General features: G+C 71.9%; 22 protein-coding genes and 1 pseudogene. 11 read left to right on the forward strand and 12 right to left on the reverse strand.

Going from position 1 to position 26,520, the window contains the following annotated elements:
• Window positions 1-265: 265 nt before the first annotated feature.
• Window positions 266-1,029, forward strand: a pseudogene (locus tag B2P18_RS00620) (YeeE/YedE family protein).
• A 93-nt stretch (window positions 1,030-1,122) separates the two neighbouring features.
• Window positions 1,123-1,350, forward strand: coding sequence for a sulfurtransferase TusA family protein (locus tag B2P18_RS00625; protein ID WP_019286129.1), 228 nt, complete (start codon window positions 1,123-1,125; stop codon window positions 1,348-1,350).
• 111 nt (window positions 1,351-1,461) lie between these two features.
• On the opposite strand, the gene B2P18_RS00630 is transcribed toward B2P18_RS00625, so the two are convergent.
• Both B2P18_RS00630 and B2P18_RS00635 read right to left on the reverse strand, forming a co-directional pair.
• Window positions 1,462-2,277 carry an ABC transporter permease gene (locus B2P18_RS00630; protein WP_286955376.1) on the reverse strand — a complete coding sequence of 272 codons (816 nt, stop codon included), beginning with the start codon at window positions 2,275-2,277 and terminating at the stop codon, window positions 1,462-1,464.
• A complete protein-coding gene (locus B2P18_RS00635; protein ID WP_286955378.1) occupies window positions 2,274-3,185 on the reverse strand; it encodes an ABC transporter ATP-binding protein in 912 nt (303 codons plus the stop codon). The genes B2P18_RS00630 and B2P18_RS00635 overlap by 4 nt, the downstream gene beginning before the upstream one ends.
• Window positions 3,186-3,316: 131 nt before the next feature.
• Between B2P18_RS00635 and B2P18_RS00640 the strand changes: the two genes are divergently transcribed.
• The 3 genes from B2P18_RS00640 (at window position 3,317) to B2P18_RS00650 (ending at window position 6,188) form a co-directional block, all read left to right on the forward strand.
• The gene (locus B2P18_RS00640; protein ID WP_029210434.1) at window positions 3,317-4,519 is read left to right on the forward strand and encodes a sensor histidine kinase; all 1,203 of its coding nucleotides are present in this window, start codon (window positions 3,317-3,319) and stop codon (window positions 4,517-4,519) included.
• On the forward strand, window positions 4,516-5,175 hold the full coding sequence (locus B2P18_RS00645; protein WP_286955379.1) for a response regulator: 660 nt from the start codon (window positions 4,516-4,518) through the stop codon (window positions 5,173-5,175). Before B2P18_RS00640 ends, B2P18_RS00645 begins: the two co-directional genes overlap by 4 nt.
• Window positions 5,176-5,468: 293 nt before the next feature.
• Entirely contained in the window at window positions 5,469-6,188 is a 720-nt protein-coding gene (locus B2P18_RS00650; RefSeq protein WP_286955381.1) for a helix-turn-helix transcriptional regulator, read from the forward strand.
• On the opposite strand, the gene aroB is transcribed toward B2P18_RS00650, so the two are convergent.
• From aroB to B2P18_RS00690, 8 genes are all read right to left on the reverse strand, one after another.
• On the reverse strand, window positions 6,157-7,260 hold the full coding sequence (aroB, locus tag B2P18_RS00655) for a 3-dehydroquinate synthase (RefSeq protein ID WP_029210431.1): 1,104 nt from the start codon (window positions 7,258-7,260) through the stop codon (window positions 6,157-6,159). The genes B2P18_RS00650 and aroB overlap by 32 nt on opposite strands.
• Entirely contained in the window at window positions 7,257-8,255 is a 999-nt protein-coding gene (locus B2P18_RS00660) for a shikimate kinase (RefSeq protein ID WP_029210430.1), read from the reverse strand. Before B2P18_RS00660 ends, aroB begins: the two co-directional genes overlap by 4 nt.
• Window positions 8,255-9,475 (reverse strand): chorismate synthase, encoded by a 1,221-nt coding sequence (gene aroC / locus B2P18_RS00665; protein ID WP_029210429.1) that lies wholly within the window; start codon window positions 9,473-9,475, stop codon window positions 8,255-8,257. The genes B2P18_RS00660 and aroC overlap by 1 nt, the downstream gene beginning before the upstream one ends.
• A 32-nt stretch (window positions 9,476-9,507) precedes the next feature.
• Window positions 9,508-10,329 (reverse strand): shikimate dehydrogenase, encoded by an 822-nt coding sequence (locus B2P18_RS00670; protein WP_240483925.1) that lies wholly within the window; start codon window positions 10,327-10,329, stop codon window positions 9,508-9,510.
• Window positions 10,323-11,483: an endolytic transglycosylase MltG gene (gene mltG, locus B2P18_RS00675; protein WP_286955385.1), complete on the reverse strand. Its 1,161-nt coding sequence runs from the start codon at window positions 11,481-11,483 to the stop codon at window positions 10,323-10,325. The genes B2P18_RS00670 and mltG overlap by 7 nt, the downstream gene beginning before the upstream one ends.
• Entirely contained in the window at window positions 11,480-12,106 is a 627-nt protein-coding gene (gene ruvX, locus B2P18_RS00680) for a Holliday junction resolvase RuvX (protein ID WP_029210426.1), read from the reverse strand. Before ruvX ends, mltG begins: the two co-directional genes overlap by 4 nt.
• A 3-nt stretch (window positions 12,107-12,109) precedes the next feature.
• A complete protein-coding gene (gene alaS / locus B2P18_RS00685) occupies window positions 12,110-14,812 on the reverse strand; it encodes an alanine--tRNA ligase (RefSeq protein ID WP_029210425.1) in 2,703 nt (900 codons plus the stop codon).
• Window positions 14,813-15,096: 284 nt separating this feature from the next.
• The gene (locus tag B2P18_RS00690; RefSeq protein WP_029210424.1) at window positions 15,097-16,464 is read right to left on the reverse strand and encodes a replication-associated recombination protein A; all 1,368 of its coding nucleotides are present in this window, start codon (window positions 16,462-16,464) and stop codon (window positions 15,097-15,099) included.
• Window positions 16,465-16,737: 273 nt separating this feature from the next.
• Between B2P18_RS00690 and B2P18_RS00695 the strand changes: the two genes are divergently transcribed.
• From B2P18_RS00695 to B2P18_RS00720, 6 genes are all read left to right on the forward strand, one after another.
• A complete protein-coding gene (locus tag B2P18_RS00695; protein ID WP_286955388.1) occupies window positions 16,738-18,375 on the forward strand; it encodes a peptide ABC transporter substrate-binding protein in 1,638 nt (545 codons plus the stop codon).
• 363 nt (window positions 18,376-18,738) lie between these two features.
• Window positions 18,739-19,665 (forward strand): ABC transporter permease, encoded by a 927-nt coding sequence (locus B2P18_RS00700; protein WP_029210422.1) that lies wholly within the window; start codon window positions 18,739-18,741, stop codon window positions 19,663-19,665.
• Window positions 19,658-20,596: an ABC transporter permease gene (locus B2P18_RS00705; protein WP_286955392.1), complete on the forward strand. Its 939-nt coding sequence runs from the start codon at window positions 19,658-19,660 to the stop codon at window positions 20,594-20,596. Before B2P18_RS00700 ends, B2P18_RS00705 begins: the two co-directional genes overlap by 8 nt.
• Before the next feature lie 15 nt (window positions 20,597-20,611).
• Window positions 20,612-21,661 (forward strand): ABC transporter ATP-binding protein, encoded by a 1,050-nt coding sequence (locus B2P18_RS00710; protein ID WP_029210420.1) that lies wholly within the window; start codon window positions 20,612-20,614, stop codon window positions 21,659-21,661.
• Window positions 21,654-22,901 carry an ABC transporter ATP-binding protein gene (locus B2P18_RS00715; protein ID WP_286955394.1) on the forward strand — a complete coding sequence of 416 codons (1,248 nt, stop codon included), beginning with the start codon at window positions 21,654-21,656 and terminating at the stop codon, window positions 22,899-22,901. The genes B2P18_RS00710 and B2P18_RS00715 overlap by 8 nt, the downstream gene beginning before the upstream one ends.
• Before the next feature lie 153 nt (window positions 22,902-23,054).
• A complete protein-coding gene (locus B2P18_RS00720; RefSeq protein WP_029210418.1) occupies window positions 23,055-23,864 on the forward strand; it encodes a GNAT family N-acetyltransferase in 810 nt (269 codons plus the stop codon).
• A gap of 80 nt (window positions 23,865-23,944) precedes the next feature.
• Here the strand turns inward: B2P18_RS00720 and B2P18_RS00725 are convergent, their stop codons facing one another.
• A complete protein-coding gene (locus B2P18_RS00725) occupies window positions 23,945-24,553 on the reverse strand; it encodes an HAD family hydrolase (RefSeq protein WP_029210417.1) in 609 nt (202 codons plus the stop codon).
• A gap of 5 nt (window positions 24,554-24,558) precedes the next feature.
• Window positions 24,559-26,433 (reverse strand): aspartate--tRNA ligase, encoded by a 1,875-nt coding sequence (aspS, locus tag B2P18_RS00730; protein ID WP_286955397.1) that lies wholly within the window; start codon window positions 26,431-26,433, stop codon window positions 24,559-24,561.
• Window positions 26,434-26,520 lie beyond the last annotated feature (87 nt).

Genomic DNA, 26,520 nt, shown 5'->3' on the forward strand with positions numbered 1-26,520 from the left:
CGCTTGCCCCCCTGTCCAGGCGCCCCCCACTAACCCCCCCCCCTCCCCCCCCCGCCCCCGGGGCCGTCCCGCCCCCTCCCTTGCCCCCCCCCCCCCCCCCGCCCCCTGCCCCGGTGGTTCACGGCGTTCATGATCGTCGTCGCCGTCCAGAGCATCGGCGTCTTCGCGCTGCAGTCGCTCGGCGTCATCGAGCTGTCCGCCAAGCGCCACCGGCACCTACTACCGCGCCGGCGAGGGCCTGGTCGGCTCGTGGATCGCCCTCGGGATGTACGCCCTGTTCTCCGCCGTCATGAAGTACGGCGCACTCAAGGACTTCAACACCGAGATGCGCTCGCACACCGTGCCGGGCACCACGATCCACGACTCCCTGGGCGTGTCGCCCTGGGTGCTGGTGATCGTGCTCGTCGCCGCGGTCGGCTGGGCCACGGTCCGTCACCTCTCCCGCCAGTCCCTATGGCGAGCCTGCCCGCCCGCCGCTCCGGCCTGGCCCACCTCCTGCTCGAGAAGCCCTGGCACGCGTTCGCCACGGCCCTGGTGATCGGTCTCATCGCGATCGCGGCCTGGCCGCTCAGCTTCGCGGCCGGTCGTCCCGACGGGCTCGGCATCACGACCCCCTCGGCCAACCTCGTCCGCTGGCTCGTGACCGGCAACGGCGCATCCGTCGACTGGGGCGTGTTCCTCGTCCTCGGCCTGCTGGTCGGCTCCTTCGTCGCGGCCAAGGCGTCCGGCGAGTTCCGCGTCCGCGTCCCCGACGCCCGCCAGGCCACCCGCTCGGTCGTGGGCGGGGCGCTCATGGGCGTCGGCGCCTCCCTCGCCGGCGGCTGCACCATCGGCAACGCCATGGTCCAGACCGCGCAGTTCACCTACCAGGGCTGGGTCGCGCTCGTCTTCATGGTGCTCGGCACCGGCATCGGCGTGAAGTTCTTCGTCGGCACCCACCGCCGCGAGGGCGCGCTCACCGGGGCCGACGCGGTGGACGCCGCCGCGGCGCCCGCCGCCCCCACGCTCCGCCTCACGCCCACCCCGTGACCCCGGGCGGATCCAGTCACCCAGGTAACCCAAGGCAACCCGGCCCCTGCGGCCGCACCGTCATCCCACCCCCCCCACGCTAGGAGAACGATCGTGAAGTACACGCTGGGGACCGAGGGCCAGGTCTGCCCCTTCCCCCTCGTCGAGGCCAAGCAGGCCATGGAGCAGATCGAGCTCGGTGACGAGCTGATCATCAACTTCGACTGCACCCAGGCCACCGACGCCCTCCCCCGCTGGGCCGCCGAGAACGGCTACCCGGTGACCAGCTTCGACCGCGCCGGTGACGCGGGCTGGACCATCACCGTGCAGAAGTCCGCCTAGCCCCTCCGCCGGCGTCGGCGCCGGGCACCACGACCGGGCCGGGCATCTCCTCCCTCGGAGATGACCGGCCCGGAGCCGTGTGCCGTCGGTGTGCCGTCGGCGACCGTTCGCCTACTTGATCTCTCGACGGGCCAGCAGCGCGCTGCCGACCACGAGCGGGAGCAGCACCCAGAGGCCGTAGGACGTGGCGAGGTGCTGCCAGTCCGTGCCGGTCATCTCGCCGCTCAGCAGCGGGGCGGTCGACCGGCTGGTGTCGATCCAGGGCGCCGCGTCGCGGAACCACGCGACGCTGGCGGTGAGGATCGTCAGCACCGTCGGCAGGATGAAGAACGCGGCGATGGCAGCCCCCGGCACCACGATGAGCAGCCCGAAGGCCACGCCCTGCAGCACGCTGAGGATCATCGCCAGCAGCACCCCGCCGATGGGAGCCCACTCGGTCGGCCAGGTGCCCGGCGCGTCCTTGATCGCCATGGCGAGGCCGTTGGCCGCGGCGGCGAGCGCGACCGCGAGCGCCACGGCGAGGACCGCGACGAGGCAGGCGGCGACCGCCTTGGCCGCCACCACCCGCAGCCGGCGCGGCTCCTGGGTGAAGCTGACCAGCCCGGTCCGCTGGGAGAACTCCGACGTGGCGGTGAGGATGCCCAGCACGGGCAGCAGCAGCATGAGCGGCGTCGACGTGGCCCCCAGGAAGGTCATGAAGGTCAGGCTCTCGCGCTCGGCGAACACGAGGACCAGCCCGATCGCGGCGGCCGTCACCAGGCCGATCGTGATGAGCAGCCACCGCCCGGACGCGGTGTCGACGAGCTTGCGCAGCTCGACGTGGAACAGCCGCCCGAAGGGGATGCCGGGGCGACCGCCGGTGGTGGCCACGGTGCCGTGGCCGGCCCCACCGCCGTCGGTGCGTGCGTGGGTCGTCGCGGTGCTCATGCCGCAGCCTCCTGCCCGTTGGTGCCGCGCGCGTCGCCCGCGGTCAGCTCGAGGAACATCTGCTCCAGCCCGGCCCCCTGCGCCGGACGGAGTGCGGTGAGGACCACCTGGGCCTCGAGAGCGACGCGGCCCACGGTCTCGGCGTCGGCGTCGACGGTCAGCTCGCCGCCGGCTGCACCGGTGACGGCGTGACCGTCCCGGCGCAGCGCCTCGGCCAGCCGGGCCCCGTCGAGCGAGGCCACGACCGTGCCCTGGCCGGCCAGCAGCTCGCGGGTGGAGCCCTGGGCCACGATGCGCCCGCGGCCGATCATGATGATCTCGTCGGCCGTCTGCTCCACCTCGTGCAGCAGGTGCGAGGACAGCAGGACAGTGCGGCCCTGGTCGGCGAACCCGCGCAGCAGCCCGCGCATCCAGTGGATGCCCTGCGGGTCCAGGCCGTTGGCGGGCTCGTCCAGGATGAGGACCTGCGGGTCGCCGAGCAGCGCGCCGGCGATGCCGAGGCGCTGGCGCATCCCGAGGGAGTAGTTGCGCAGCCGGCGACGTGACTCGTCGGGCGTGAGACCGACGAGCGAGAGCATCTCGTCGACGCGGGAGCGGGGAGCGCCGATGGCAATCGCCGCGAGGGTCAGGGCCTCGCGCCCCGTGCGGCCCACGTGCTGGGCCGAGGCGTCGAGCAGGGTGCCGACCTGCGAGGCGGGGTTGGTCAGGTCGCGGTAGCGCGACCCGAGGATCCGGGCCTCCCCCGAGGAGGCTGGCGTCAGGCCGCACATGACGCGCATGGCGGTGGACTTCCCCGCGCCGTTCGGCCCGAGGAAGCCGGTCACCACGCCCGGTCGGGCGGTGAAGGACACGTCGTCCACGGCGGTGAAGGCGCCGTACCTCTTGGTCAGGTGGTCGATCTCGATCATGGTGACCAGCCTGGCCCGTGTCCTGCGCCCCGCGCATCGGGCCTTCCGCCATACCGCCGTCGACCATCGGCCACGGTCGCGCCGACCTTGGGATGACGCGCCCACGCCCGTCCGGCTCCTAGGCTGCTGCCATGAGCAGCAGCCGTGCCCCAGATCGGTGGGAGCCGATCTCGGTCTGGGGGCACGTGTGGCGAGAGGTCGTGGCGCTCGCGCTCGGGCTCACGCTGTACGGGTTGATGCTCGACCCGCTGCTGGCCAACCCGGTGGCCGGCTGGGTGCGCACCGTCGACGTGTGCCTCGGCGTGGTCGCGCTGGCCCTGCTGCCCCTGCACCGCCGCTGGCCCCTGGCCGTCCCCCTCGCGCTGCAGCTCCTGTCGGCGTTCTCCGTGCTGGGGGCCGGCGCCGCCGGCATCGGGCTGATCTCCGTGGCGACCCGCCGGCGCTGGCAGCCGATCGCCCTGACGAGCGCCGCCACGGTGCTCGCGGCCGTCGTCAACGGTCGTATCTATCCCGCGGTCGACCCCCTGCCCCTCATGGTGGACGCCGGGATCGTGGTCGTCCTGATCGCCGCCCACGTCGCCTGGGGGCTCTACATCGGGGCCCGACGCGACCTGTTCGCGACCTGGCGATGGCGCGCCGAGACCGCGGAGCGCGAGCAGGCACAACGGGTCTCGTCCGCGCGCGAGGGCGAGCGCACCCGCATCGCGCGCGAGATGCACGACGTGCTGGCGCACCGGATCTCGTTGGTGTCCATGCACGCCGGCGCCCTCGCCTACCGGGAGGACCTGTCCCGCGAGCAGATCCGCGAGGAGGCCGCCATCATCCAGGGCACCTCCATGCAGGCCCTCGCCGAGCTCCGCCAGATCCTCGGCGTGCTGCGCAGCACCCCGGTCGGCGGCACGGAAGAGTCCGTCGAGGCGCCGCAGCCCACCTTCGCCGACATCGGCGCCCTCGTCGAGGAGGCTGGTGCCGCAGGGCTTCCCACGCACCTGACGATCGACGTCCCGGCCGGGGAGCAACCCCCGGTCGCCGTCGGACGCCACGCCTACCGCATGGTCCAGGAGGCCCTGACCAACGTCTGCAAGCACGCACCGGGCGCCGACACCCGGGTGCTCGTGCGTGGTGCGCCGGGGGCCGGCCTGCACCTCGAGGTGGTCAACGAGCCCATGCCCGTATGGCGCCCGCCGTCCGCCTCGATCGGGGGCGCCGGGCTCGGGCTGGTGGGGCTCGCGGAGCGCGCGACCATCGTCGGCGGCACGCTCACGCACGGGCCGGCCCCCGAGGGCGGCTATCGTGTCAGCGCGGACCTGCCCTGGCCCCCGGAGGACTCATGACCGACCCCGTGCGCGTGCTGCTCGTGGACGACGACGCGCTGGTGCGAGCCGGCCTGCGGCTCATCCTCGGTGGTGACGCCTCCATCGAGATCGTCGGCGAGGCCGGGGACGGCCTCGAGGCCGAGCGCCTGGTCACCGAGCTGCGTCCGGCGGTGGTGCTCATGGACATCCGCATGCCCCGCCAGGACGGGCTCACGACCACCGAGCACCTGGTGGCGCGCGCCGGTCACCCGGAGGTCATCGTGCTGACGACCTTCGACGCCGACGACCTCGTGCTGCGGGCCCTGCGCGCCGGCGCGAGCGGGTTCCTCCTCAAGGACACTCCCCCGGCGCACATCGTGGAGGCGATCCATCGCGTGCGTGCCGGCGAGCCCATGCTGTCGCCGACCGTGACCCAGCAGCTCATCCACGCCGTGTCCACCCGCACCAACGACACGCGCGAGCGCCGCGCCGCCACCCTCGTCTCGGGCCTGACGGACCGCGAGCGGCAGATCGCGCTGGCCATCGGCGAGGGCCGCACCAACGCCGACATCGCGGCCTCGCTCTACCTCTCCGTGGCCACCGTCAAGTCCCACGTCACGCACCTGCTGACCAAGCTCGAGGCGGACAACCGCGTGCAGATCGCCATCCGCATGCACGACGCCGGCCTGCTCTGACCCACCCTGTCCCGGGGGCCGCGCCGGGGGTCGGGGTGGTGCGATCTCTGCGCTTGCCACAGATGACACGTGCTGTCTCATGACACCCGCACCGTCATCTGTGGCAAGTCCGCCTGTCGACCACCACCCAGCCCCGCGGACCGCCCACCCTTGTCCTCCCCCGCTCCCTCAGTCCACCGCGCCCGTAGTCCACCGTGCGGGTTGTCCACAGGTCTGCGGCCGTCCCATCGCGACCCAGACCGGGCTGTGGAGGACCATCCTCTGCTCCGACCGCGAGATCGCACACTCGACGGGTGACCACCGACGACACGCCCGACCGGATCACCCGGATCGTTCGCCTGCTCTCGATGCTCCAGCGCGGGCCGGGGCGGTCGAGCGCCGGGCTGGCCGAGCAGCTCGGCACCAGCCGCAGGACGATCCTGCGCGAGGTCGAGGCCTTGCGCGGCGCGGGGGTGGGCCTCACCACCTCGCAGGACCGGTGGGGGAGCATCCTGCTGGAGGGCCCCTCCCCCGCGGCGGACACGCTGCTGGCGCTGGACGAGGACGAGGCCCTGTCGGTGGCCATGGGGTCGGCGCTGATCATGACCGACGCCCCTGACCTGGGTGGCGGCACCGCCGCTGAGTGTTTCGTCCGGACGGCACGGCTGCTCGGCCCCGGTGGCAGGGCACGCCTACGCACCAGGCTGGTGGAGGGCGGCCTGCTCCCGGACGTCCTGGCCGGTGTGCGGGACCCACGGAGCGACCGGGTGCTGCACGAGTCGCTGCTGACCAAGGTCTGGGCCATCGCCGGCGCCCGTCAGGACGGCCAGCGGGTGACCTTCCGCGAGACGGTGGGTGGCCCGTGGCGGACCTGCGACCCGCAGACGCTGATCGTCACCGATCGGGCCTGGCACCTCGGGTGGACGGGACCGTGGGGTGAGGACCTTACGGCCCGGGTGCACCACCTGCACGACGTCCACCGCCTCCGGTGGACCCACGCGGTCACGGGCGCGTGGCACCACGACCTCGGCTGACGGCGTCGTACGCCGCCTCGAGCCACTCCTCGCGCGGTGCCTCAAGACGCGTGGGCGACCCGACGTCCGTCAGGGCGACGAAGCGCAGGGTGGCCCCGCGTGACTTCTTGTCCCGGGCCATGGCGGTGAGCAGGTCGGTCCAGCGGCCGTCGGCATACGAGGTCGGCAGGCCCACGGCGGCAAGGACGCGACGGTGCCGGTCGACCACCGATCGGTCGAGCAACCCTGCGGCGCAAGCGAGCTCGGCGGCAAAGACGAGGCCGACCGCGACCGCGTCACCGTGCCGCCAGCGATAGGACTCGACCTGCTCGACGGCGTGGCCGAAGGTGTGGCCGTAGTTGAGGATCTCGCGCAGCGAGGACTCGCGCAGGTCCGCCGCGACGACGGACGCCTTGACCCGGATCTTGCGCTCGACGAGCTCGCGGAGCACCGGCCCGTGGACGTCGAGGGCGGCCTCGGGCGAGGCCTCGACGAGCTCGAGGATGCGGGGGTCGGCGATGAAGCCGCCCTTGATCACCTCGGCCAGGCCGGCGGCGAGGTCGGCGCGCGGGAGGGTCGCCAGGGTGGTGAGGTCGCACACGACGCCGCGCGGCTCGTGGAAGGCGCCGACGAGGTTCTTGCCCTCGGGGGTGTTGATGCCGGTCTTGCCGCCGACGGCCGCGTCGACCATGGCGAGCAGCGTCGTGGGCACGTGCACGACGTCGACGCCCCGCAGCCAGGTGGCGGCGACGAAGCCGCCGAGGTCGGTGACCGTCCCTCCGCCCACGCACACGACCGCGTCGGACCGGGTGAAGCCCGCCTGGCCGAGCTGCGACCACAGCCTCACCAGCACGTCGGCCGACTTGGCGCTCTCGGCGTCGGGCACCTCGGCCCGGTGGACCTGCAAGCCGTGTGCCGACAGGGCCCCGGCGACCCGCGAGGCGCAGGTCTCGACGGCGGGAGAGGACACGACGAGCACCCGCAGCACGCCGTCCCGCAGCAGGCCGGGGACGCGGTCGAGCACATCGTGCCCCACCACGACGTCGTAGGCGTCGCCGACCGGGATCGTCGTGCCTGCGACGGCATTGCTCATGCGCTGCCGCCCTGGAGGAGCTCGACGACCTGGTCCGCGACGTCCTGGACGCTGCGGCCGGCGGTGTCGACCGTCCAGGTGGCGACCTCGGCGTAGAGCGGCCGCCGGGTCTCCATGTGCCTGATCCAGGAGCGTCGGGGCAGCAGGGCCACCATCGACGAGCTCTGGTCGAAGCCGATGCGCCTGGCCGCGTCGGCGATGCCGACGTCGAGGAAGACGACGGTGTGGTCGCGCAGGGCCTCGCGCACGGTGGGGTCGGTGATGGCGCCCCCACCGATCTCGACGACGCCGTCGCGGGTCAGCACCTGCATCGTCGCCTCGCGCTCGAGCTCGCGGAAGCGCGGCTCCCCCAGGTCGACGAAGACCTCGGACACCGGTGTGCCCGCGAGGCGCTCGACCTCGCGGTCGGTCTCGGTGCAGCCCGCCCCCAGCAGCTCGGCCAGGGCGTGGCCGACGGCGGACTTGCCCGAGCCGGGTGGCCCGACCAGCACGACCTGCGGCCGCGAGCGCCGCGGGAGGGCATGGATGATCGACTCGGTGACCTCACCGGCGTCTCGGCCGGTGGTGTCGACCGCGACGTCCGCGGCGTTCTCGTAGACGGGGCGCCGCGACGCGTACAGCTGCGGCACGTCGTGGCGGCGCAGCATCGGTCGCCCCGCCGGGTCACCGGCTCGCGTCAGGGCCTCGTCGAGGTCGACGTCGAGGTGCACGACCTGATGCGACGCGAGGGCCGCCACGACCTCCGCGGACCCGAGAGCCCCTCCGCCGAGGGCGAGCACGCACGGCTCCTGCGTGGCCAGCAGGTCGAGGACGGTGCGGCGCTCGGCGTCACGGAAGGCCGTCTCGCCGTGCTCGGTGAAGTAGTCCGGGATGGGCATCCCGAGGCGCTCGACCAGCGCGGCGTCGCTGTCGACGAAGGGCAGGCCGGTGCGCGCCGCCAGCTGGCGCCCGACGGTGGACTTGCCGGCGCCCATGAAGCCGACGAGGACGATCATCAGCGCATCGCCTCGGGGATGGCGTCGAGGTAGGCGCGGTGGTTGCGCGCCGTCTCGGCGACGCTGTCGCCCCCGAACTTCTCCAGGCAGGCCTCGGCGAGGACCAGGGCCACCATCGCCTCCGCCACGACCCCGGCCGCCGGGACGGCGCAGACGTCGGAGCGCTGGTGGATCGCGGTGGCCTCGGCATCCGGGTCGAGGACGTCGACGGTGTCCAGCGCCCGGGGGACGGTGGAGATGGGCTTCATGGCGGCGCGGACGCGCAGGGTGTCGCCGTTGGACATGCCGCCCTCCGTGCCGCCGGCGCGGTTGCTGCGCCGCACGATCCGGCCCTCGCCGTCACGCTCGAGCTCGTCGTGCGCGGCGCTCCCCCGCCGCCGGGCGGTGCGGAAGCCGTCGCCGACCTCCACGCCCTTGATGGCCTGGATGCCCATGAGGGCCGCCGCGAGACGCGCGTCGAGGCGTCGGTCCCAGTGGACGTGCGAGCCGAGGCCTGGCGGCAGACCGACGGCCACGACCTCGACGACGCCCCCGAGGGTGTCACCGTCCTTGTGGGCCGCGTCGATCTCGGCGACCATCGCGGCGCTCCCCGCCGGGTCGAACGCCCGCACCGGGTCTGCGTCGAGGGCGGCGACGTCGTCGGGACCGGGCACCGCCGCGTCGTCGGACACGCCAGCCTCCCCGATGGCGACGGTGTGCGACACCAGCCGTATGCCGTAGGCCTGCTCGAGCAGGGCCGCCGCGATCGCGCCCAGCGCCACGCGGGCCGCCGTCTCGCGGGCGCTCGCCCGCTCGAGCACGGGGCGGGCGTCCGCGAACGCGTACTTCTGCATGCCGACCAGGTCGGCGTGGCCGGGGCGCGGGCGCGTGAGGGGCTTGTTGCGCGCGATCTCCTTCGGCGCGTTGACGTCGTCGCTGGCGGCATACGCGGCGTCCTCGACGGGGTCGGGGCTCATCACGGTCTGCCACTTGGGCCACTCGGAGTTGCCGATCCGCAGGGCGACCGGGCTGCCGAGGGTGAGGCCGTGCCGCAGGCCGCCGAGGACCTCGATGGCGTCCCGCTCGAACTTCTGCCGGGCACCGCGGCCGTAGCCGAGGCGGCGCCGGGCGAGGGCTCCGGCGATGTCGTCGCTCGTCACGCGGATCCCGGCCGGCAGGCCCTCGATCGTGGCGGCCAGGGCGGGGCCGTGCGACTCACCGGCAGTCAACCAACGCAGCATGTCCTCGATCCTCCCACGCCGCGTGGGGTGGGCTAGCGCCCCGTCCACGCTCCAGACGCGGCGTCGAGCAGCACGGACGCGGGCACGGGGCGCCCCGTCATGAGCTCGACCTGCAGGGCACCCTGGTGGGCCAGCATCTCCAGCCCGGAGACGACCGGGGCCCCCGTCGCGGCGAAGGTCCGCGCGAGCGTGGTCGGCCAGTCCTCGTAGATCGCCTCGAACAGCGCCGGCAGCCGGGGCACGTCGGCGAGCTGCGCCGCGACGGCGTCCGCCCCCCGGCCCGGGAGGGTGTCGATCACGAGGTCGGCGTCGCGGACGAGGGCGTTCACCTCGTCGAGCGGGTGCGCCGACCAGGCGACGCCCAGCTCGTCGAGCAGGTCCCCGGTCTCGGGCCGGACCTCGGACCGTATGCCGAACGCCACCGTCCGGGCGCCCAGCTCGCGCACGGCGGCGAGGGCCGACCGGGCGGTCGCCCCCGACCCGAGCACGAGCACGTGCCGGGCCGACGTGACGCGGTGGTCCGCCAGCGCCTGGCGGACGCCGTGCACGTCGGTGTTGTAGGCGTCCCAGCCGAGGTCGGGCCGCCGCACCAGGGTGTTGGCGCCGCCGACGCTCTCGGCGACGGGGTCCACCGTGGTGGCCAGCGCCAGGGCGGCCTCCTTGAGGGGCATGGTCAGCGACAGGCCGCGCCAGCTCTCGTCCAGGCCCGCCACGAGCGCGGGCAGCTCGGCGGCCTCGCACTCGCGCCGGTCATAGGTCCAGTCCGACAGCCCCAGGTGCGCGTAGGCGGCGCGGTGCATGACCGGCGACAGCGAGTGCGCGATCGGCGACCCGAGGACGCCCGCCCTCAGCACTGGCCCTTGTGCGCCTGGCACCACGCCTGGAACTGCAGGACCGCCTTGTCGTGGTCCTCCTTGTTCTCGGTGAACACGGTCTCGCCGGTCGCCGGGTCGATCGTCACGAAGAACAGCCAGGGCCCCTGCGCGGGGTTGACGGCCGCCTTGATGGAGGCCTCGCCGGGGTTGCCGATCGGCCCGACGGGCAGGCCGTCGCGGGTGTAGGTGTTGTAGCCGTTGACCTGCGCGCGCTCCTCGTCGGTGGTCGTGATGACCCGCTTGCCGGTGGCATAGGCGACGGTGGAGTCGAGCTGCAGGCGCATCGGCACGGCGAGGCGGTTCTCAAGGACCCGGGCGACCTTGCCGCGGTCCGCGTCGAGGCGCGACTCGGACTCGACGATGCTGGCGATGATGATCGCGCGCTCGGCCTTGCCGTCGCTCACCCCGAGCTCGGCGAGGACGTCCTTGGTCTTGGCGACCATGGCGGCGAGCTGCTCGGCGGCCGTGCTCTTGGCGTTGAACTCGTAGGACGAGGGGAACAGGTAGCCCTCGACGTTGCCCTTGGCCGAGCTCGGGAGGTTGAGCGCCGCGGTGTTCTTGGCGGCCTTCTCGTAGTCCGCGACCGGGATGCCGGACGCCTTGGACAGGACCTTGTAGACCTCGCTGGCCCGCATGCCCTCGGGCACGGTCACGCGCTTGACGACGCGGTTCTTGGGGTCGGCGAGGTAGGCGAGGGCGGCCTTGGCCGGCTGGTGCTCGGCCATGAGGTAGTCGCCCGGCTGGATCGACTGCGCACGGGTGTCCTCGCGCGCGGCGTCGACGAAGGCACCGGCGGACTTGACGACGCCGGCCTTCTCCAGGGTGTCCCCGATGGCCCGGCCGTTGGCGTTGGCGGCGATCGTCACCGGCACCTTCTTGCCCGTGGCGTCGCTCGCGGCGTAGTCACCGCCGCCGAGGAAGCCGGCGACGACGGGCTTGAGCACGAGCCCGGCGACCAGCACGGCAGCGGCCAGGGCGACCAGGAGCAGGAGGATCAGCAGCGGGCCGCGCCGGCGCCGGTGCGGCGGACGGCCGGTCGGTGACGCCCCCGTCGTGCCGCCTCGCCCGTGGTCACCGGGGCCGGACCCGTCCCGACCGCCGAAGATCGAGTCGCTCAGGTGCTGGTCGGTCACGGGCTGGGGTCCTTGTCGTCGGGCTCGACCGGCGCCTCGGGCCGGGCGTCGGCTCCCCGTCCCCGGTGCCGCGCCTTGCGGGGGCGGGCGGGGATCGAGGCGGTGGCGCGACTGGCGTCCACCGCGGGTCCGGGCTCCGCCTCGGTCGAGGAGCCGGCCCTCCTCCCGGTGGATCGCTCGTGGTCGAGGGCTACCTGGAGGATCAGCACCGCGGCGGCCTGGTCGATGACCTGGCGCTGGGCCCGGGCCCGGCGCCCGCTGTCGCGGAGCTGTCGTGCGGCGTCCACCGTGGTCAGTCGCTCGTCGACGAGGCGGACCTCGACGCTCGGGCCACCGGTGGCGGACGGGGTCGAGCCTAGGAGACCGGCGGCGAACTCGCGCGCCCGACGCGCCGACTCGCCCTCTCCCCCGGCGAGGGTGCGGGGCAGCCCGACATAGACGACGGACGCCCCGACCTCGGCCGCGAGGGCGGCGACGGCCGCGACGTCCGTGTGCCGTCCGGGCACGTGCGCCACGGTCGCCTCGGGCGTCGCGATCAGGCCGTCCGGGTCGCTGCGGGCGACCCCGACACGCACGGTGCCCACGTCCACGCCGAGGCGCACGCCGCGGGGCAGGTCAGCCACGGGTCACCGCTGGGTGGCGCGGGCCCCGACGGTCCACTCGACCTGGGTCAGCGCATCGCCGATCTTGGCGGCATCCTGCCCGCCACCCTGGGCCAGGTCGTCCTTGCCGCCACCGCCCCCGCCGAGCGTCTGCGCGGCGACGCGGACGAGCTCGCCGGCCTTGATGCCCCACTCGCGGGCCCGCTCGTTGGTGGCCACGATGACGACGGGGCGACCCTTGGACTCGGTCGCCGCGGCGACGACAGCCGGGCGGTCGTTGCCGAGACGTCCGCGCAGGTCCAGGACGAGCGCGCGCAGGTCGTCGCCGCTCACGCCCTGGGCCTGGTGGCCCACGAAGCTGACGCCGTAGACATCCTTGGCCTCGCTCGCGAGCCGGCCCGACGCGGCGAGCGCCTGCTGCTGGCGCATGGTGGTGATCTCGCGCTCGGCGTCCTTGAGCTTGCCGAGGATCGAGGAGATGCGCTCGGGCAGCTCCTCGCTGCGGACCTTGAGGTCAGCGGTGAGCTGGCCGACGATCGCGGCCTCGCGCGCCAGGAAGTCGTAGGCGTCCGAGCCGACGAGGGCCTCGACCCGGCGCACGCCGGAGCCGATGGACGCCTCGCCGAGGAGCTTGACGACACCGAGCTGGCCCGACCGCTGCGCGTGGGTGCCGCCGCAGAGCTCACGGGCCCACTCGCCGACGGAGATGACGCGGACCTCGTTGCCGTACTTCTCGCCGAACAACGCCATCGCGCCGGTGGCGACGGCCTCCTCCTGGGTCATCACGTCGGCGCGGACCTCGAGGTCCTCCAGCAGCATCGTGTTGACCTTGGACTCGACCTCGTTCAGCACCGAGACCGGCACGGCGGAGGTGGCGTTGAAGTCGAACCGGAAGCGCCCGGGGGCGTTCTCGGACCCTGCCTGCGTCGCGGTGTCGCCGAGGGCCTCGCGGATCGCCTTGTGCACCATGTGGGTCGCGGTGTGGGCGCGGCTGATCGCGCGGCGGCGCTGCAGGTCGACCAGGGCGTGCGCGGCCAGGCCGGGCACGACCTCGCCGGACACGACGGTGGCCTTGTGGACGATGAGGCCGTTGATGGGCTTCTGGACGTCGCGCACCTCGATGACGGCGCCGTTGTCGAGCTCGATCCGTCCGCCGTCGGCGAGCTGGCCGCCACCCTCGGCGTAGAAGGGGGTGCGGTCGAGGACGACCTCGACGTCCTGCCCCGCGGCCGCGACCTGCGTGGACTCGCCGTCGACGACCAGGCCCGAGACGCGGGCCTCGGACCGGACCTCGTCGTAGCCCGTGAACTCGACCGCGTGGCCGAGGGCGTCCGCCAGCTCGCGGTAGGCGTGGGCGTCGCCGTGCCCCTGCTTCTTGGCCCTGGCGTCCGCCTTGGCCCGGGCCCGCTGCTCGCCCATGAGGCGGCGGAAGCCCTCCTCGTCGACGGACACGCCCTGCTCGGCCGCCATCTCGAGGGTCAGGTCGATCGGGAAGCCATAGGTGTCGTGGAGCTGGAAGGCCTTGTCGCCGCCCAGCACGCCGGCGCCGGAGGTCTTGACCGCCGAGACCGCGCTGTCCAGGATCGTGGTCCCGCTCGTGAGGGTGCGGCGGAAGGCCTCCTCCTCGGCATACGCGATCTGGCTGATGCGCGAGAAGTCGCGCTTCAGCTCGGGATAGGACCGGCTCATCTGCTCCATCGACACGGGCAGCAGCTCCGGCAGGGCGGGCGTGGTCACGCCGAGCAGGCGCATCGAGCGCACCGCGCGGCGCAGCAGCCGCCGCAGCACGTAGCCGCGACCCTCGTTGCCCGGGGTCACGCCGTCACCGATGAGCATGAGGGACGAGCGGACGTGGTCGGCGACCACGCGGAAGCGGACGTCGTCGTCGTCGTTCGCGCCATACGTCCGGCCGGAGATCGCCTCGGCCCGCTCGATGACGGGATAGACCTCGTCGATCTCGTAGAGGTTGTCCACGCCCTGGAGCAGGAAGGCGACGCGCTCCAGGCCCATGCCGGTGTCGATGTTCTTGGCGGGGAGCGGACCGACCACGCGGAAGTCGTCCTTGGCCTTGACGTCGGTGATCTCCTCGGTCTGGAAGACGAGGTTCCAGATCTCGAGGAAGCGGTCCTCGTCGGCCTCGGGGCCACCGTCCGGGCCGTACTCCGCGCCGCGGTCGATGTAGATCTCGGAGCAGGGGCCGCCCGGGCCCTCGACACCCATGTGCCAGTAGTTGTCCTTGAGGCTGCGACCCTGGATCCGCTCCGGCGGGACGCCCACCGCGACCCAGTGGTCGTAGGCCTCCTTGTCGCCCTCGGGGTAGTCCGGGTGGTAACCGGGGCCGAGCACCGTGACCCAGACCTTGTCCGGGTCGAAGCCGAGGAAGCCGTCCTCCTGGCGCCCGGTGACGAGCTCCCAGGCGAAGCGGATCGCCTTCTTCTTGAAGTAGTCGCCGAAGGAGAAGTTGCCGTTCATCTGGAAGAACGTGCCGTGGCGGGTGGTCTTGCCGACCTCCTCGATGTCGCCGGTGCGCACACACTTCTGCACGCTCGTGGCACGGAGGTAGGGGGCGGTCTCCTGCCCCAGGAAGTACGGCTTGAACGGCACCATGCCGGCGTTGACGAACAACAGGTTGGGGTCGTCGTAGAGGAGCGGGGCGCTGGGGACGACGGTGTGTCCCTTGCCCTCGAAGTACGCGAGCCAGCGACGGCGGATCTCGGCGGTTTCCATGACGGGTCAGTCCTTCTCTCGCAACAGGTTCGGGGTGCAGGCGCGGGCATCGGCCGGGGCCTGGCAGAGCAGTCGTATGACGGGGAGGGGTCGCCTGCGCGCACGCAGGCCGGAGCGGGGGCGGCCGCCCCTAGATAGCTCGGGCTCGGCCCACCGCGTGGCTCGCGGCGGCCGCTGCACGTGCTGCGGTCGCTGCGATCACTGCGCGACGGGTGCCGGGGACCACGGCGCTCACCTCCGAGGGGTCGTGGCGTCTGCGGCCAGCCTACCCCGAGCGTCCTGGCTCACCGCCGGTCGTGCAGGGCGGTCCGCAGCCACGCCCACCGGCTCGCCAGGCGCTCCTCGAAGCCGCGCGTGGTGGGCCGGTAGTAGTCGACGGTGCGGTCCAGGTCGTCCGGGAGGTACTGCTGGGCCGCCACACCCTCGTCGAGGGCGTGCGGGTAGACGTAGCCGTCGCCGTGGCCGAGCCGCGACGCGCCGGCGTAGCCCGACCCGCGCAGGTGGGCGGGGACCGCACCCCCGCGGCCGGCGCGCACGTCGGCGATCGCCTCGTTGATGCCGGTGTAGGCCGCGTTGGACTTGGGCGCGAGCGCGTTGTGGACGACGGCCTGCGCGAGGATGAGCCGCGCCTCCGGCATGCCGATCTGGGCCACCGCGTGCATCGCGGCCACCGCGGTCTGCAGTGCGGTGGGGTCCGCCATACCGACGTCCTCGGAGGCCGCGATGACCACCCGGCGGGCGATGAACCGCGGGTCCTCCCCGGCCTCGAGCATCCGCGCGAGGTAGTGCAGCGAGGCGTCCACGTCGGACCCCCGCATCGACTTGATGAGTGCCGAGGCGACGTCGTAGTGCTGGTCGCCGGTCTTGTCGTAGCGCACGACGGCCTTCTCCACCGCCTGCTCGACGTGGGCGGACGTGATGACGACCGGTTCCCGGTCACCGTCCCCGACCGGGAGGTCGCCGAGGGCCACCCCGGCCGCGCCCTCGAGGGCCGTGAGCGCGCGGCGGGCGTCTCCCCCGCTGATGCGCACGACGTGCTCGCGCGCCGCCTCCTCGAGCGTGAACTCCCCCGCCAGTCCTCGCTCCTCGACGAGGGCGGCGTCCAGCACCTCCCCCAGGTCGGCGTCCGTCAGCGACCCCAGCGTCACGAGCACCGAGCGGGACAGCAGCGGCGCGATGATGCTGAACGACGGGTTCTCCGTGGTCGCCGCCACCAGCACGACGAGGCGGTTCTCGACCGCCGGGAGGAGCGCGTCCTGCTGGGCCTTGGTGAACCGGTGGATCTCGTCGAGGAAGAGCACGGTGGTCCGGCCGTAGAGGTCGCGCTCGCGCACGGCCTCGTCGATCACCCGGCGCACGTCCTTGACCCCGGCCGTGATGGCCGACAGCTCGACGAAGCGGCGGCCGGCGGCGGTCGCGACGAGGTGGGCGAGGGTGGTCTTGCCGGTGCCCGGGGGACCCCAGAGGATCGCCGAGAGGGGTCCGACCGCACCCGAGTGACCCTCGATCAGCCGCCGCAACGGGCTGCCCGGACGCAGCGCCGCGGACTGGCCGCGCACCTCCTCCAGGGAGCGGGGACGCATGCGCACCGCGAGGGGCGGCAGGGGTGCGTCGGAGCTGCCGGGGGCGGCGAACAGGTCCGGGAGATCCACCGGCCCAGTCTCGCAGACGTGCCCCTCGGGGTGGTCGGTCCAACTGCTGCCGGGCTCGCCCGTCCGGCGGCACGTCTGGTCACGAATCGGTATCGACGCCGCCCCGGGGTCTGGACCCGGCCCCGGGCCGACCTAGAGTGTGGCCACGGTTCCCCGCTCGCACGAGGGCAAAGGCGCGCTCGCTCGGCTGGGATCACACCCTGGCCGCCATCCGTCAGGGTGATCACCACAGGTCCGTCCCATCAACGGACCCGTTCGAGGAGGTCTATCCCTATGCGAGCCACCACTCGCCTCACCCTCACCGCGACCGTCTCGGCGTCGGCAATGCTGCTGGCCGCCTGTGGCGGCGGTTCCGGCAGCTCCGGCTCCACCGGCAGCGGCGACTCCGCCGGCAAGCAGGGCGGGTCCATCTCCGTCCGTGGCTGCAACCCGGAGAACCCCCTGATCCCCGGCGCCACCACCGAGACCTGTGGTGGTGACGTCATCGACGCCGTCACCGCGCGTCTCGTCCACTACAACGTCGACACGGCCAAGCCCGAGAACGACATCGCCGAGTCCATCGAGACCAAGGACAACCAGAACTTCACGGTCAAGCTCAAGAAGGGCTACAAGTTCTCGGACGGCACCGAGGTCAAGGCCAAGAACTTCGTCGACGCGTGGAACTACACCGCCCTGTCGACCAACGCCCAGGGCGCGTCCTACTTCATGGAGCCCATCGAGGGCTTCGCCGACCTGCAGGCCGAGGAGGGTCAGACGCCCAAGGCCAAGACCATGTCGGGCCTGAAGGTCGTCGACGACACCACCTTCACCATCAAGACCACGGACAAGGTCTCGAACCTCCCTGAGCGCCTCGGCTACTCGGCCTTCGCGCCGCTGCCCGACTCGTTCGCCAAGGACCCGAAGGCGTTCGGCGACAAGCCGATCGGTGCCGGCCCCTACACGGTCGAGTCGTGGACCAAGAACCAGGCGATCGTCCTCAAGAAGAACCCGAACTACTCCGGCGCCAACAAGGGCTCCCTGGACCAGATCACGTTCAAGATCTACCAGGACTCCTCGGCCGCCTACAACGACGTGATGGCCGGCAACCTGGACGTCACCGACGAGATCCCCTCCTCGGCGATCACCGCCGACAAGTACAAGACGGACCTGCCCGACCGCAACGCCCAGAAGGAGTACGGCGGCATCTCCACGATGACCTTCGCCTCCGCCAAGGCCGACCCGGCGGTCCAGAACCCCAAGGTGCGTCAGGCCATCTCCATGGCGGTCGACCGCGAGGCCGTCATCAAGTCGCAGTTCAACGGCACCCGCACCCCGGCCACCGGCTGGGTCGCCACGACGGTCAACGGCTACAAGGCCGGCGCCTGCGGCGAGTTCTGCACCTACGACGCCGCCAAGGCCAAGGCGCTGCTCCAGGAGGCCGGCGGCTTCAAGGGCAAGCTCACCCTCTCCTACAACGCCGACGCGTCGCACAAGGACTGGACCGAGGCCACCTGCCAGTCCATCAAGGAGGCGCTCGCGATCGACTGCGTCGCCACCCCGGTCGTCGACTTCAAGACCTTCCGCACGCAGGTCAAGAAGCGCGAGATGAAGGGCCTCTTCCGCACCGGCTGGCAGATGGACTACCCGTCGATCGAGAACTTCCTCACCCCGATCTTCGCCACGGGTGCGTCCTCCAACGACGGCGACTACTCCAACGAGGCCTTCGACGCCAAGCTCAAGGAGGCCGCCGCGGCAACCGACTCGGCCAAGGCCAACGAGCTGTACCAGGAGGCCGAGGGCATGCTCAAGGAGCAGATGCCGGCCATCCCGCTGTGGTACCCGAAGTCGACCATCGGCTGGTCGCCCAAGGTCACCAACGTCAAGATCTCGGCGTTCGGCAAGCCGGACTACGTGGGCATCAAGCTCAAGTGACCCAGCGGTCGTCCGCTGACAGGTGACACCTGATCCGTGGGTGCCCGGCACGTGCCGGGCACCCACGGCTGTGACGGCGGCCGGTGCACAACGGGATTCGCCGTCCGCGGACCTGCAGCACCCGGGTATCACCCCGGCGACCGGCCCCCAGCCAGGGACCGGTTACCCTGTAGCCGCTCGTTCTTCCCATCCACCCCTACCGGGGTACAGACCCAGCCATCACGTGAGCAAGGGCGCCGCGTGAGCCGCTCGTCCGACGACCATCCCCACGGCGGACGAGGGCGCCGGAGCTCCACGCTTGGAGCACGACTTCGAGCCGTCTGCGGCCCAGCCGCCGCAGGCACGACCACCTGAGGAGGTGTCGTGACCAAATACATCATTCGCCGGATCCTGCAGATGATCCCGGTGATCATCGGGGCCACGTTCTTGATCTTTGCCATGGTGTTCGCCCTGCCGGGCGATCCGACCGAGGGCAAGTGCGGCGAGCGCCCCTGCTCCCCCGCCTACATCGAGAAGTTCCGCGCCGAGCACAACCTCAACGACCCGCTGGTCGTCCAGTACGGCAAGTACATGGGCAAGCTCGTCCAGGGCGACCTCGGCACCAACTTCTACAACATCCCCGTCGCCGAGGACCTGTCCTCCCGCTACGTCATCACGGCCAAGCTCGCCGCGATCGCCATCGCCTTCGAGATCGTGATCGGCCTCGTGGCGGGTGTGCTCGCCGGCATCCGCAAGGGCAAGTTCATCGACAACCTGGTGATGGTCTCGACCCTCGTGGCGATCTCCATCCCCTCGTTCGTCATCGGCTCGACCCTGCAGTACCTCCTCGGCGTCCGCCTGCGGTGGTTCCCCGTGACCGCGGCCAACGACCCGACCCTCTACGACCTGGTGCTCCCGGGCTTCGTCCTCGGGTCGCTGTCGATCGCCTACGTCGCCCGGCTCATGCGCACCAACCTGGTCGAGAACCTCCGCGCCGACTACGTCCGCACGGCGATCTCCAAGGGGCTGACCCGCCAGCGCGCCGTCGGGCTGCACGCCATGCGCAACTCGATGATCCCGGTGGTCACCTTCCTGGGCGCCGACTTCGGCGGCCTGCTCGGCGGCGCGATCATCACGGAGCGCATCTTCAACATCAACGGCGTCGGTGGCTACATCTTCACGGGCATCCGCAACCGCGACGGCATCGCCGTCGTCTCGGCCGTCACGATGCTGGTGTTCGTGTTCCTGCTCGTCAACCTGCTCATCGACCTGCTCTACGGCCTGCTCGACCCGAGGATCAGCCATGACTGACGCCAACACCGCCACCGTCGCCGCCACCGAGGTCGCCCCGGCACCCGCTCAGGGCGGTGGCGAGGAGGCCCGATCCCTGTGGTCCGACGCCTGGCGCCAGCTCCGCAGGAACCCGCTCTTCTGGATCTCGGCAGCGCTCATCCTCATCTTCCTGCTCATGGCGTTCATCCCCCAGCTGTTCACCCGGATCGACCCGACCTCCGGCTCCCTGCGCCACGTGCGCGAGTCCATGAGCGGCGAGCACTGGTTCGGCACCGACAAGCAGGGGCGGGACATCTACGCCCGCACCATCTACGGCGCGCGGGCGTCGATCATCGTCGGCGTGCTCACGACGCTGAGCACCACGATCGTCGGCGGTGCCCTCGGCATCTTCGCCGGCTACCTCGGCGGGTGGCTCGACGCGCTGCTCATGCGCGTGACGGACATCTTCTTCGCCATCCCCATGCTGCTCGGCGGCATCCTGTTCATGGCCTCGTTCCCGTCCAACGCCAACACGTCCTACTGGGTCGTCGTGGGCAAGGTCGTGCTGGTCATGACGGTGTTCGGCTGGCCGGGCATCGCGCGGCTCATGCGCTCCGCCGTGCTGCAGGTCAAGTCCCTCGAGTACGTCCAGGCGGCGCGGGCGCTCGGCGCCGGGCCGGGCCGGATCATCCTCGGCCACGTCCTGCCCAACGCCGTCGCCCCGGTCATCGTGGTGGCGACGATCAACCTGGGTGCCTACATCGCCACCGAGGCGTCGCTGTCCTTCCTCGGCATCGGCCTGGTCCCGCCCACCATCTCGTGGGGTGTCGCCATCTCGGACGCCCTCGACACGGTGCGCACCTCGCCGCACATCCTGCTGTTCCCCAGCCTGTTCCTGAGCCTCGCGGTCCTGGCCTTCATCCTCCTGGGTGACGCCGTCCGCGACGCGCTGGACCCCAAGTCTCGATGAGGGGCTGACACACACATGTCTACGACCCACACCGCCCGCCACGCGCGGGCACCGCAGGAGGCCGGCTCGGCCTACCAGCCGACCGACGGCCGGCTCCTGGACGTGGAGGACCTCCACGTCGAGTTCCACACGGCCGACGGGATCGCGCGGGCCATCAACGGCGTCAACTTCACGCTCAACGCCGGCGAGACGCTCGCGATCCTCGGCGAGTCCGGCTCCGGCAAGTCGGTAACCGCCCAGGCCATCATGGGCATCCTCGACATGCCCCCGGCCAAGATCCCTCAGGGCTCGGTCCGCTACTGCGGGCAGGAGCTGCTGACCATGCCCGAGGACCAGCGGCGGCACGTCCGCGGCCCGGAGATCTCGATGATCTTCCAGGACGCCCTGAGCTCGCTCAACCCGGTGTTCCCGGTCGGCTGGCAGATCGCCGAGATGTTCCGCCAGCACCGCGGGATGAACCGCACCGACGCGCTCGAGCAGGCCGTGCGCCTGATGGAGCGCGTGGCGATCCCCGGGGCCAAGTCACGCGTCAAGGCCTTCCCGCACCAGTTCTCGGGCGGCATGCGCCAGCGCATCATGATCGCGATGGCCATCGCCCTCGACCCGGCGGTCCTCATCGCCGACGAGCCGACGACCGCGCTCGACGTGACGGTGCAGGCGCAGATCATGGGTCTGCTGGCCGAGCTCCAGCAGGAGCGTCAGATGGGCCTGATCCTGATCACCCACGACCTCGGGGTCGTGGCCGACGTGGCCGACCGCATCGCGGTGATGTACGCCGGCCGCATCGTCGAGCAGGCGGACGTCTACGAGCTCTACCGCAAGCCGGCCCACCCCTACACCAAGGGGCTGCTGGACTCCATCCCGCGGCTCGACCAGAAGGGCGAGACGCTGTCGGCGATCGGCGGCCTGCCGCCCAACCTGATGCGGATCCCCCCGGGCTGCGCCTTCAACCCGCGCTGCCGCTACGCCCAGGACATCTGTCGCGTGGACCGTCCGGAGCTGCTCGAGGTGGCCCCCGGCCGCCTGTCCGCGTGCCACTTCTCCCAGGAGGTGCTCCATGGCTGAGCCGATCCTCGTCGCCAAGGACCTCGTCAAGCACTACCCCATCAAGGGCGGCATCCTCCGCACCACGACGGGTCAGGTCAAGGCCGTCGACGGCGTCTCCTTCGAGCTGCTCAAGGGCGAGACCCTCGGCATCGTGGGCGAGTCCGGCTGCGGCAAGTCGACCCTCGGACGTCTGCTCATGCGCCTGGAGGAGCCGACGTCGGGCACGCTCGACTTCGACGGCATCGACATGTACGCCCAGAAGGGCGCGGCCATGCGCAAGCTGCGCCGCGACATCCAGATCGTGTTCCAGGACCCCTACACCTCGCTCAACCCTCGCAAGACGGTCGGCGACATCGTGGGCGAGCCCTTCGACATCCACCCGGACGTCGTGCCCAGGTCGGGTCGTCGCAAGGCCGTCCAGGACCTGCTGGACCTGGTCGGGCTCAACCCGGAGCACATCAACCGCTATCCCCACCAGTTCTCCGGTGGCCAGCGGCAGCGCATCGGCATCGCCCGCGGGATCGCCCTCAACCCCAAGGTCCTGATCTGCGACGAGCCCGTCTCGGCGCTGGACGTGTCGGTGCAGGCGCAGGTCGTCAACCTGATGGAGAAGCTCCAGACGGAGCTCGGCCTGTCCTACATCTTCATCGCCCACGACCTGTCCGTCGTGCGTCACATCTCCGACCGCGTCGGCGTGATGTACCTCGGCAAGATGGTCGAGCTGGGCACCGAGGACGAGATCTACGAGAGGACGACGCACCCGTACACCCAGGCGCTGATGTCGGCCGTCCCCGTGCCGGACCCGACGCTGCGCGGCAAGCGCGAGCAGATCGTCCTGCAGGGTGACGTACCGTCCCCGGCCAACCCGCCCGCCGGCTGCCGCTTCCACACGCGGTGCTGGAAGATGCAGGAGATCTGCAAGACCGAGGTGCCCGAGTTCATCGACCGGCCGGACGGTTTCGACGGTCACCGCAGCGCCTGCCACTTCCCGGAGGTCCTCGTGGCCACGGGCGCCGAGGTCGACTCGGACCTGCCCGGCGGCACGAGCAGCGGTGACGGCGCCACCCGGTCGTCCGAGGGACACGGTGGGCTGGGCGGTCTGCTGCACAAGGTCGCCGACAAGGTGGGCCTGGGCAACGACGCGGACGACCCCAACCACCAGTCGGCGCGCACGTTCAAGCCGCGCACGGGTGACAGCGACAGCGTCTCCGACGCGCGGGCGGCCGCGGACAACGCCAACAAGCAGCAGGGCTGGTAGCAGCACTGGCACCATGAGCCCCGGCTCGCCATGAGCCACGCTCGCCATGAGCCCGGGCTCACCATGATCGTGAGGGTTTGGTCCAAGAATCTTGGACCAGACCCTCACGATCTTTGGGGTCGGGGGTCGGGAGTCGGGGATCAAGGTCGGGTCATGGACGGGATCAGGGAGGAAGCCGTGCGCACCATCTCGACGCGAGCGGAGCTGTGCGCCATCGCGGAGCCGGACGACCTCTTCGCCCGGTATGCCGTCCCCGCCCACCTCGACGGTGGGTGGGTGCTCGGTGGCGCGGTGGCGTTCGTGCGGCGCAGCCACTCCGGTCGCCGCAACCTCGCGACGTGGGGCCCTCGCGAGGACCTCGGGCGGCTCCTGGACCGGCTGATCGCCGAGGGCGTGCTGGCGGTGACCCTGGATCACGTGTCCGTGGAGCAGCAGCACGCGGACGTGCTCACCCAGAGGATCGGCACGGCCGACGGCTCGGCCTGGGACTGGATGGCCACGGTCGTCCCTCCCCCACCGACCCCCGCCGAGGCCCGCGTCATACCCCTCGACGACCTCGCTGACGCCGCCGAGCTGCAGGACCTCGCCGATCGGGAGAACCCGCTGTCCGAGGGCTGCCCGGGCACGGGGCGCAGCGAGCGCTGGGTCGGCGTGCGCGACGACCGGGGGCGGATCGTGGCGTGCGCGGCGGTCCACCGGCTCTCGTCCGGGGCCGCCCACCTGTCGGGCATCATCGTCGCCTCCAGCCACCGTGGGCAGGGCCTCGGCCGGGCCACGACGGCGGTCCTGACGCGCGACCTCCTGCGCACGGAACCGGTCGTGACCCTGGGCATGTATGCCGACAACGTGGTCGCCCGCGGGCTGTACCACTCCATGGGCTATGTCACCGACAAGGCCTGGTGGAGCTGCAGCGTGCTCGCGCCCGACGGATCCGGCGCGGGCCGCGAGTCCGCCTGCACCTGACCCGCCCCCGGTAAAGGCATCGACCGGCCGTCGTTCGCCAGGCTGATGCCTTTACCGGCGGCGGGTCTGCGAGTCCGAGGTCAGAGGACGCCGTGCCAGCGCAGCACGCGCTCCAGGCCGGCCACGCCCGCGGCATACGGCTTGTGCACCGCCCGGATCCCGGCGGCCCGGGCCCCGACGACGTTGGGCCACGTGTCGTCGACGAACAGCACGCGGTCCCGCTGCACGCGCAGGTCGCGGACGATGTGGTCGAAGTACGCCGGGTCCGGCTTCTTGACCCCGAGCTCGTAGGAGTAGTAGCCGCCGTCGAGCTCGTCGTAGAGCCGCCCGCCGCGCATGATCTCCGCGCGCATCCACTGCTGGTTGGTCGCGAGGTAGCACCGCACGCCGCGCGCCTGCACCTGCCGGACGAGCTCGAGCGCCGACTCCTCGGCGGAGATCTCGGACCACGCCGCGAAGAACTGGTCGGGGGTGATGGCCGACCCGTCCTCGCGGAGCATCTGGGCGACCGCCTCGGGGAAGCCCTCGCGGCGGCGGCCGTCCAGGAACGGCGCCTCGACCTCGAGCAGGCGCTCGATCCCGGGCCAGGTGGGATCGCCGAGGATGGCGGAGGCCCACCTCCTCGGCATGTACTGCAGCACGCCGTCGGCGTCGAGCAGCAGGACCTCGATGGGGTTGCCCTGCGGCATACGGCTCAGGACTCCTTGGGCGCGACGGCGGACGTGTCGAGCGAGGCCTTGTCGGACGAGGCCTTGTCGGACGAGGCCTTGTCGTACGCAGCCTTGTCGGACGCGGGCTTCTTGACGGCGTCGATCCCGGCCTCCTTGCGCTGCTCCGGCGTGATGGGGGCGGGGGCGTCGGTCAGCGGGTCGTAGCCGCCACCCGACTTGGGGAAGGCGATGACGTCGCGGATCGAGTCGTAGCCGCCGAGCAGCATGACGATCCGGTCCCAGCCGAAGGCGATGCCGCCGTGCGGCGGTGCGCCGTAGGCGAAGGCGTCGAGCAGGAAGCCGAACTTCTCCTGCGCCTCCTCCTGGGACAGGCCCATGACCTTGAAGACCCGCTCCTGCACGTCGCGACGGTGGATACGGATGGACCCTCCGCCGAGCTCGTTGCCGTTGCAGACCATGTCGTAGGCGTAGGCGAGCGCCGGGCCGGGGTCGGTGTCGAAGGTGTCGAGGAACTCGGCCTTGGGCGAGGTGAACGCGTGGTGCACGGCGGTCCAGGCTCCCCCGCCGACGGCGACGTCACCGGCGGCCTCGGCGTCCGCGGTCGGCTCGAACAGCGGCGCGTCGTTGACCCACAGGAAGCTCCAGGCCGACTCGTCGATCAGGTCGCAGCGCCGCCCGATCTCGAGGCGCGCGGCCCCGAGCAGGGCGCGGGAGGACTTGGTCGCCCCCGCGGCGAAGAAGATGCAGTCGCCGGGCTGGGCGCCGACGTGCGCGGCCAGGCCCGCCCGCTCGGTGTCGGTGAGGTTCTTGGCGACCGGTCCGCCCAGCTCGCCGTCGGCGCCGACGAGGACGTAGGCGAGCCCGCGCGCGCCGCGCTGCTTGGCCCACTCCTGCCAGGCGTCGAGCTGCTTGCGGGGCTGCGAGGCGCCACCGGGCATGACGACGGCGCCGACATACTCCGCCTGGAACACCCGGAAGGTGGTGTCGGATAAGAACTCCGTGCACTCGACCAGCTCGTTGCCGAAGCGCATGTCGGGCTTGTCCGAGCCGAACCGGCGCATCGCCTCGGCGTAGGTCATGCGGGGGAAGGGCGTGGGTAGGTCGACGCCGATCAACGCCCAGATCTCCTTGGCGAGCGCCTCGCCGAGCTCGAGGACGTCCTCCTCCTGCACGAAGCTCATCTCGATGTCCAGCTGGGTGAACTCCGGCTGGCGGTCGGCGCGGAAGTCCTCGTCGCGGTAGCAGCGGGCGATCTGGTAGTAGCGCTCCATGCCGGCGACCATGAGCAGCTGCTTGAACAGCTGCGGCGACTGGGGCAGGGCGTACCAGCTGCCGGGGGCGAGGCGGGCGGGCACGAGGAAGTCGCGGGCGCCCTCGGGGGTCGAGCGCGTCAGCGTCGGCGTCTCGATCTCGACGAAGTCGCGCTCGTCGAGGACGCGGCGGGCCGCGGCCGACACCTTGGAGCGCAGGCGCAGCGCGGCACCGGCGGACCTCCCGGGGCGACGCAGGTCGAGGTAGCGGTGCTTGAGGCGCGCCTCCTCGCCGACGGTCACGCGCTCGTCGATCTGGAACGGCAGCGGCGCAGAGGGGTTCAGCACCTCGATCTCGCTGGCCACGACCTCGATCTCGCCGGTGGGCAGGTCGGTGTTGGCGTTGCCCTCGGGCCGCTCGCGCACCTCGCCGACGATCTTGACGACGTACTCGTTGCGCAGCTCGTGCGCGTCCCCGGCCGCCAGGACCTCGTCACGGACGACGACCTGGGCGACGCCGCTCGCGTCGCGCAGATCCAGGAACGCCACTCCACCGTGATCGCGCCGACGGGCGACCCAGCCCGTGAGCGTGACGGTCTGTCCGGAGTGGCCGGCACGCAGGGTGCCGGCCTCGTGGCTACGAAGCACGATCGTTCCTTTGTCTCGTGGAGAGGTGGTCTCGTGGGTGGTGGTCCCGGTGGCGCGCCGCGACTGGCGACGCACCCGGCCATCCTA

The organism is Arsenicicoccus sp. UBA2120 (assembly GCF_002330965.1).
GTDB classification, from domain to species: Bacteria; Actinomycetota; Actinomycetes; order Actinomycetales; family Dermatophilaceae; genus Arsenicicoccus; species Arsenicicoccus bolidensis.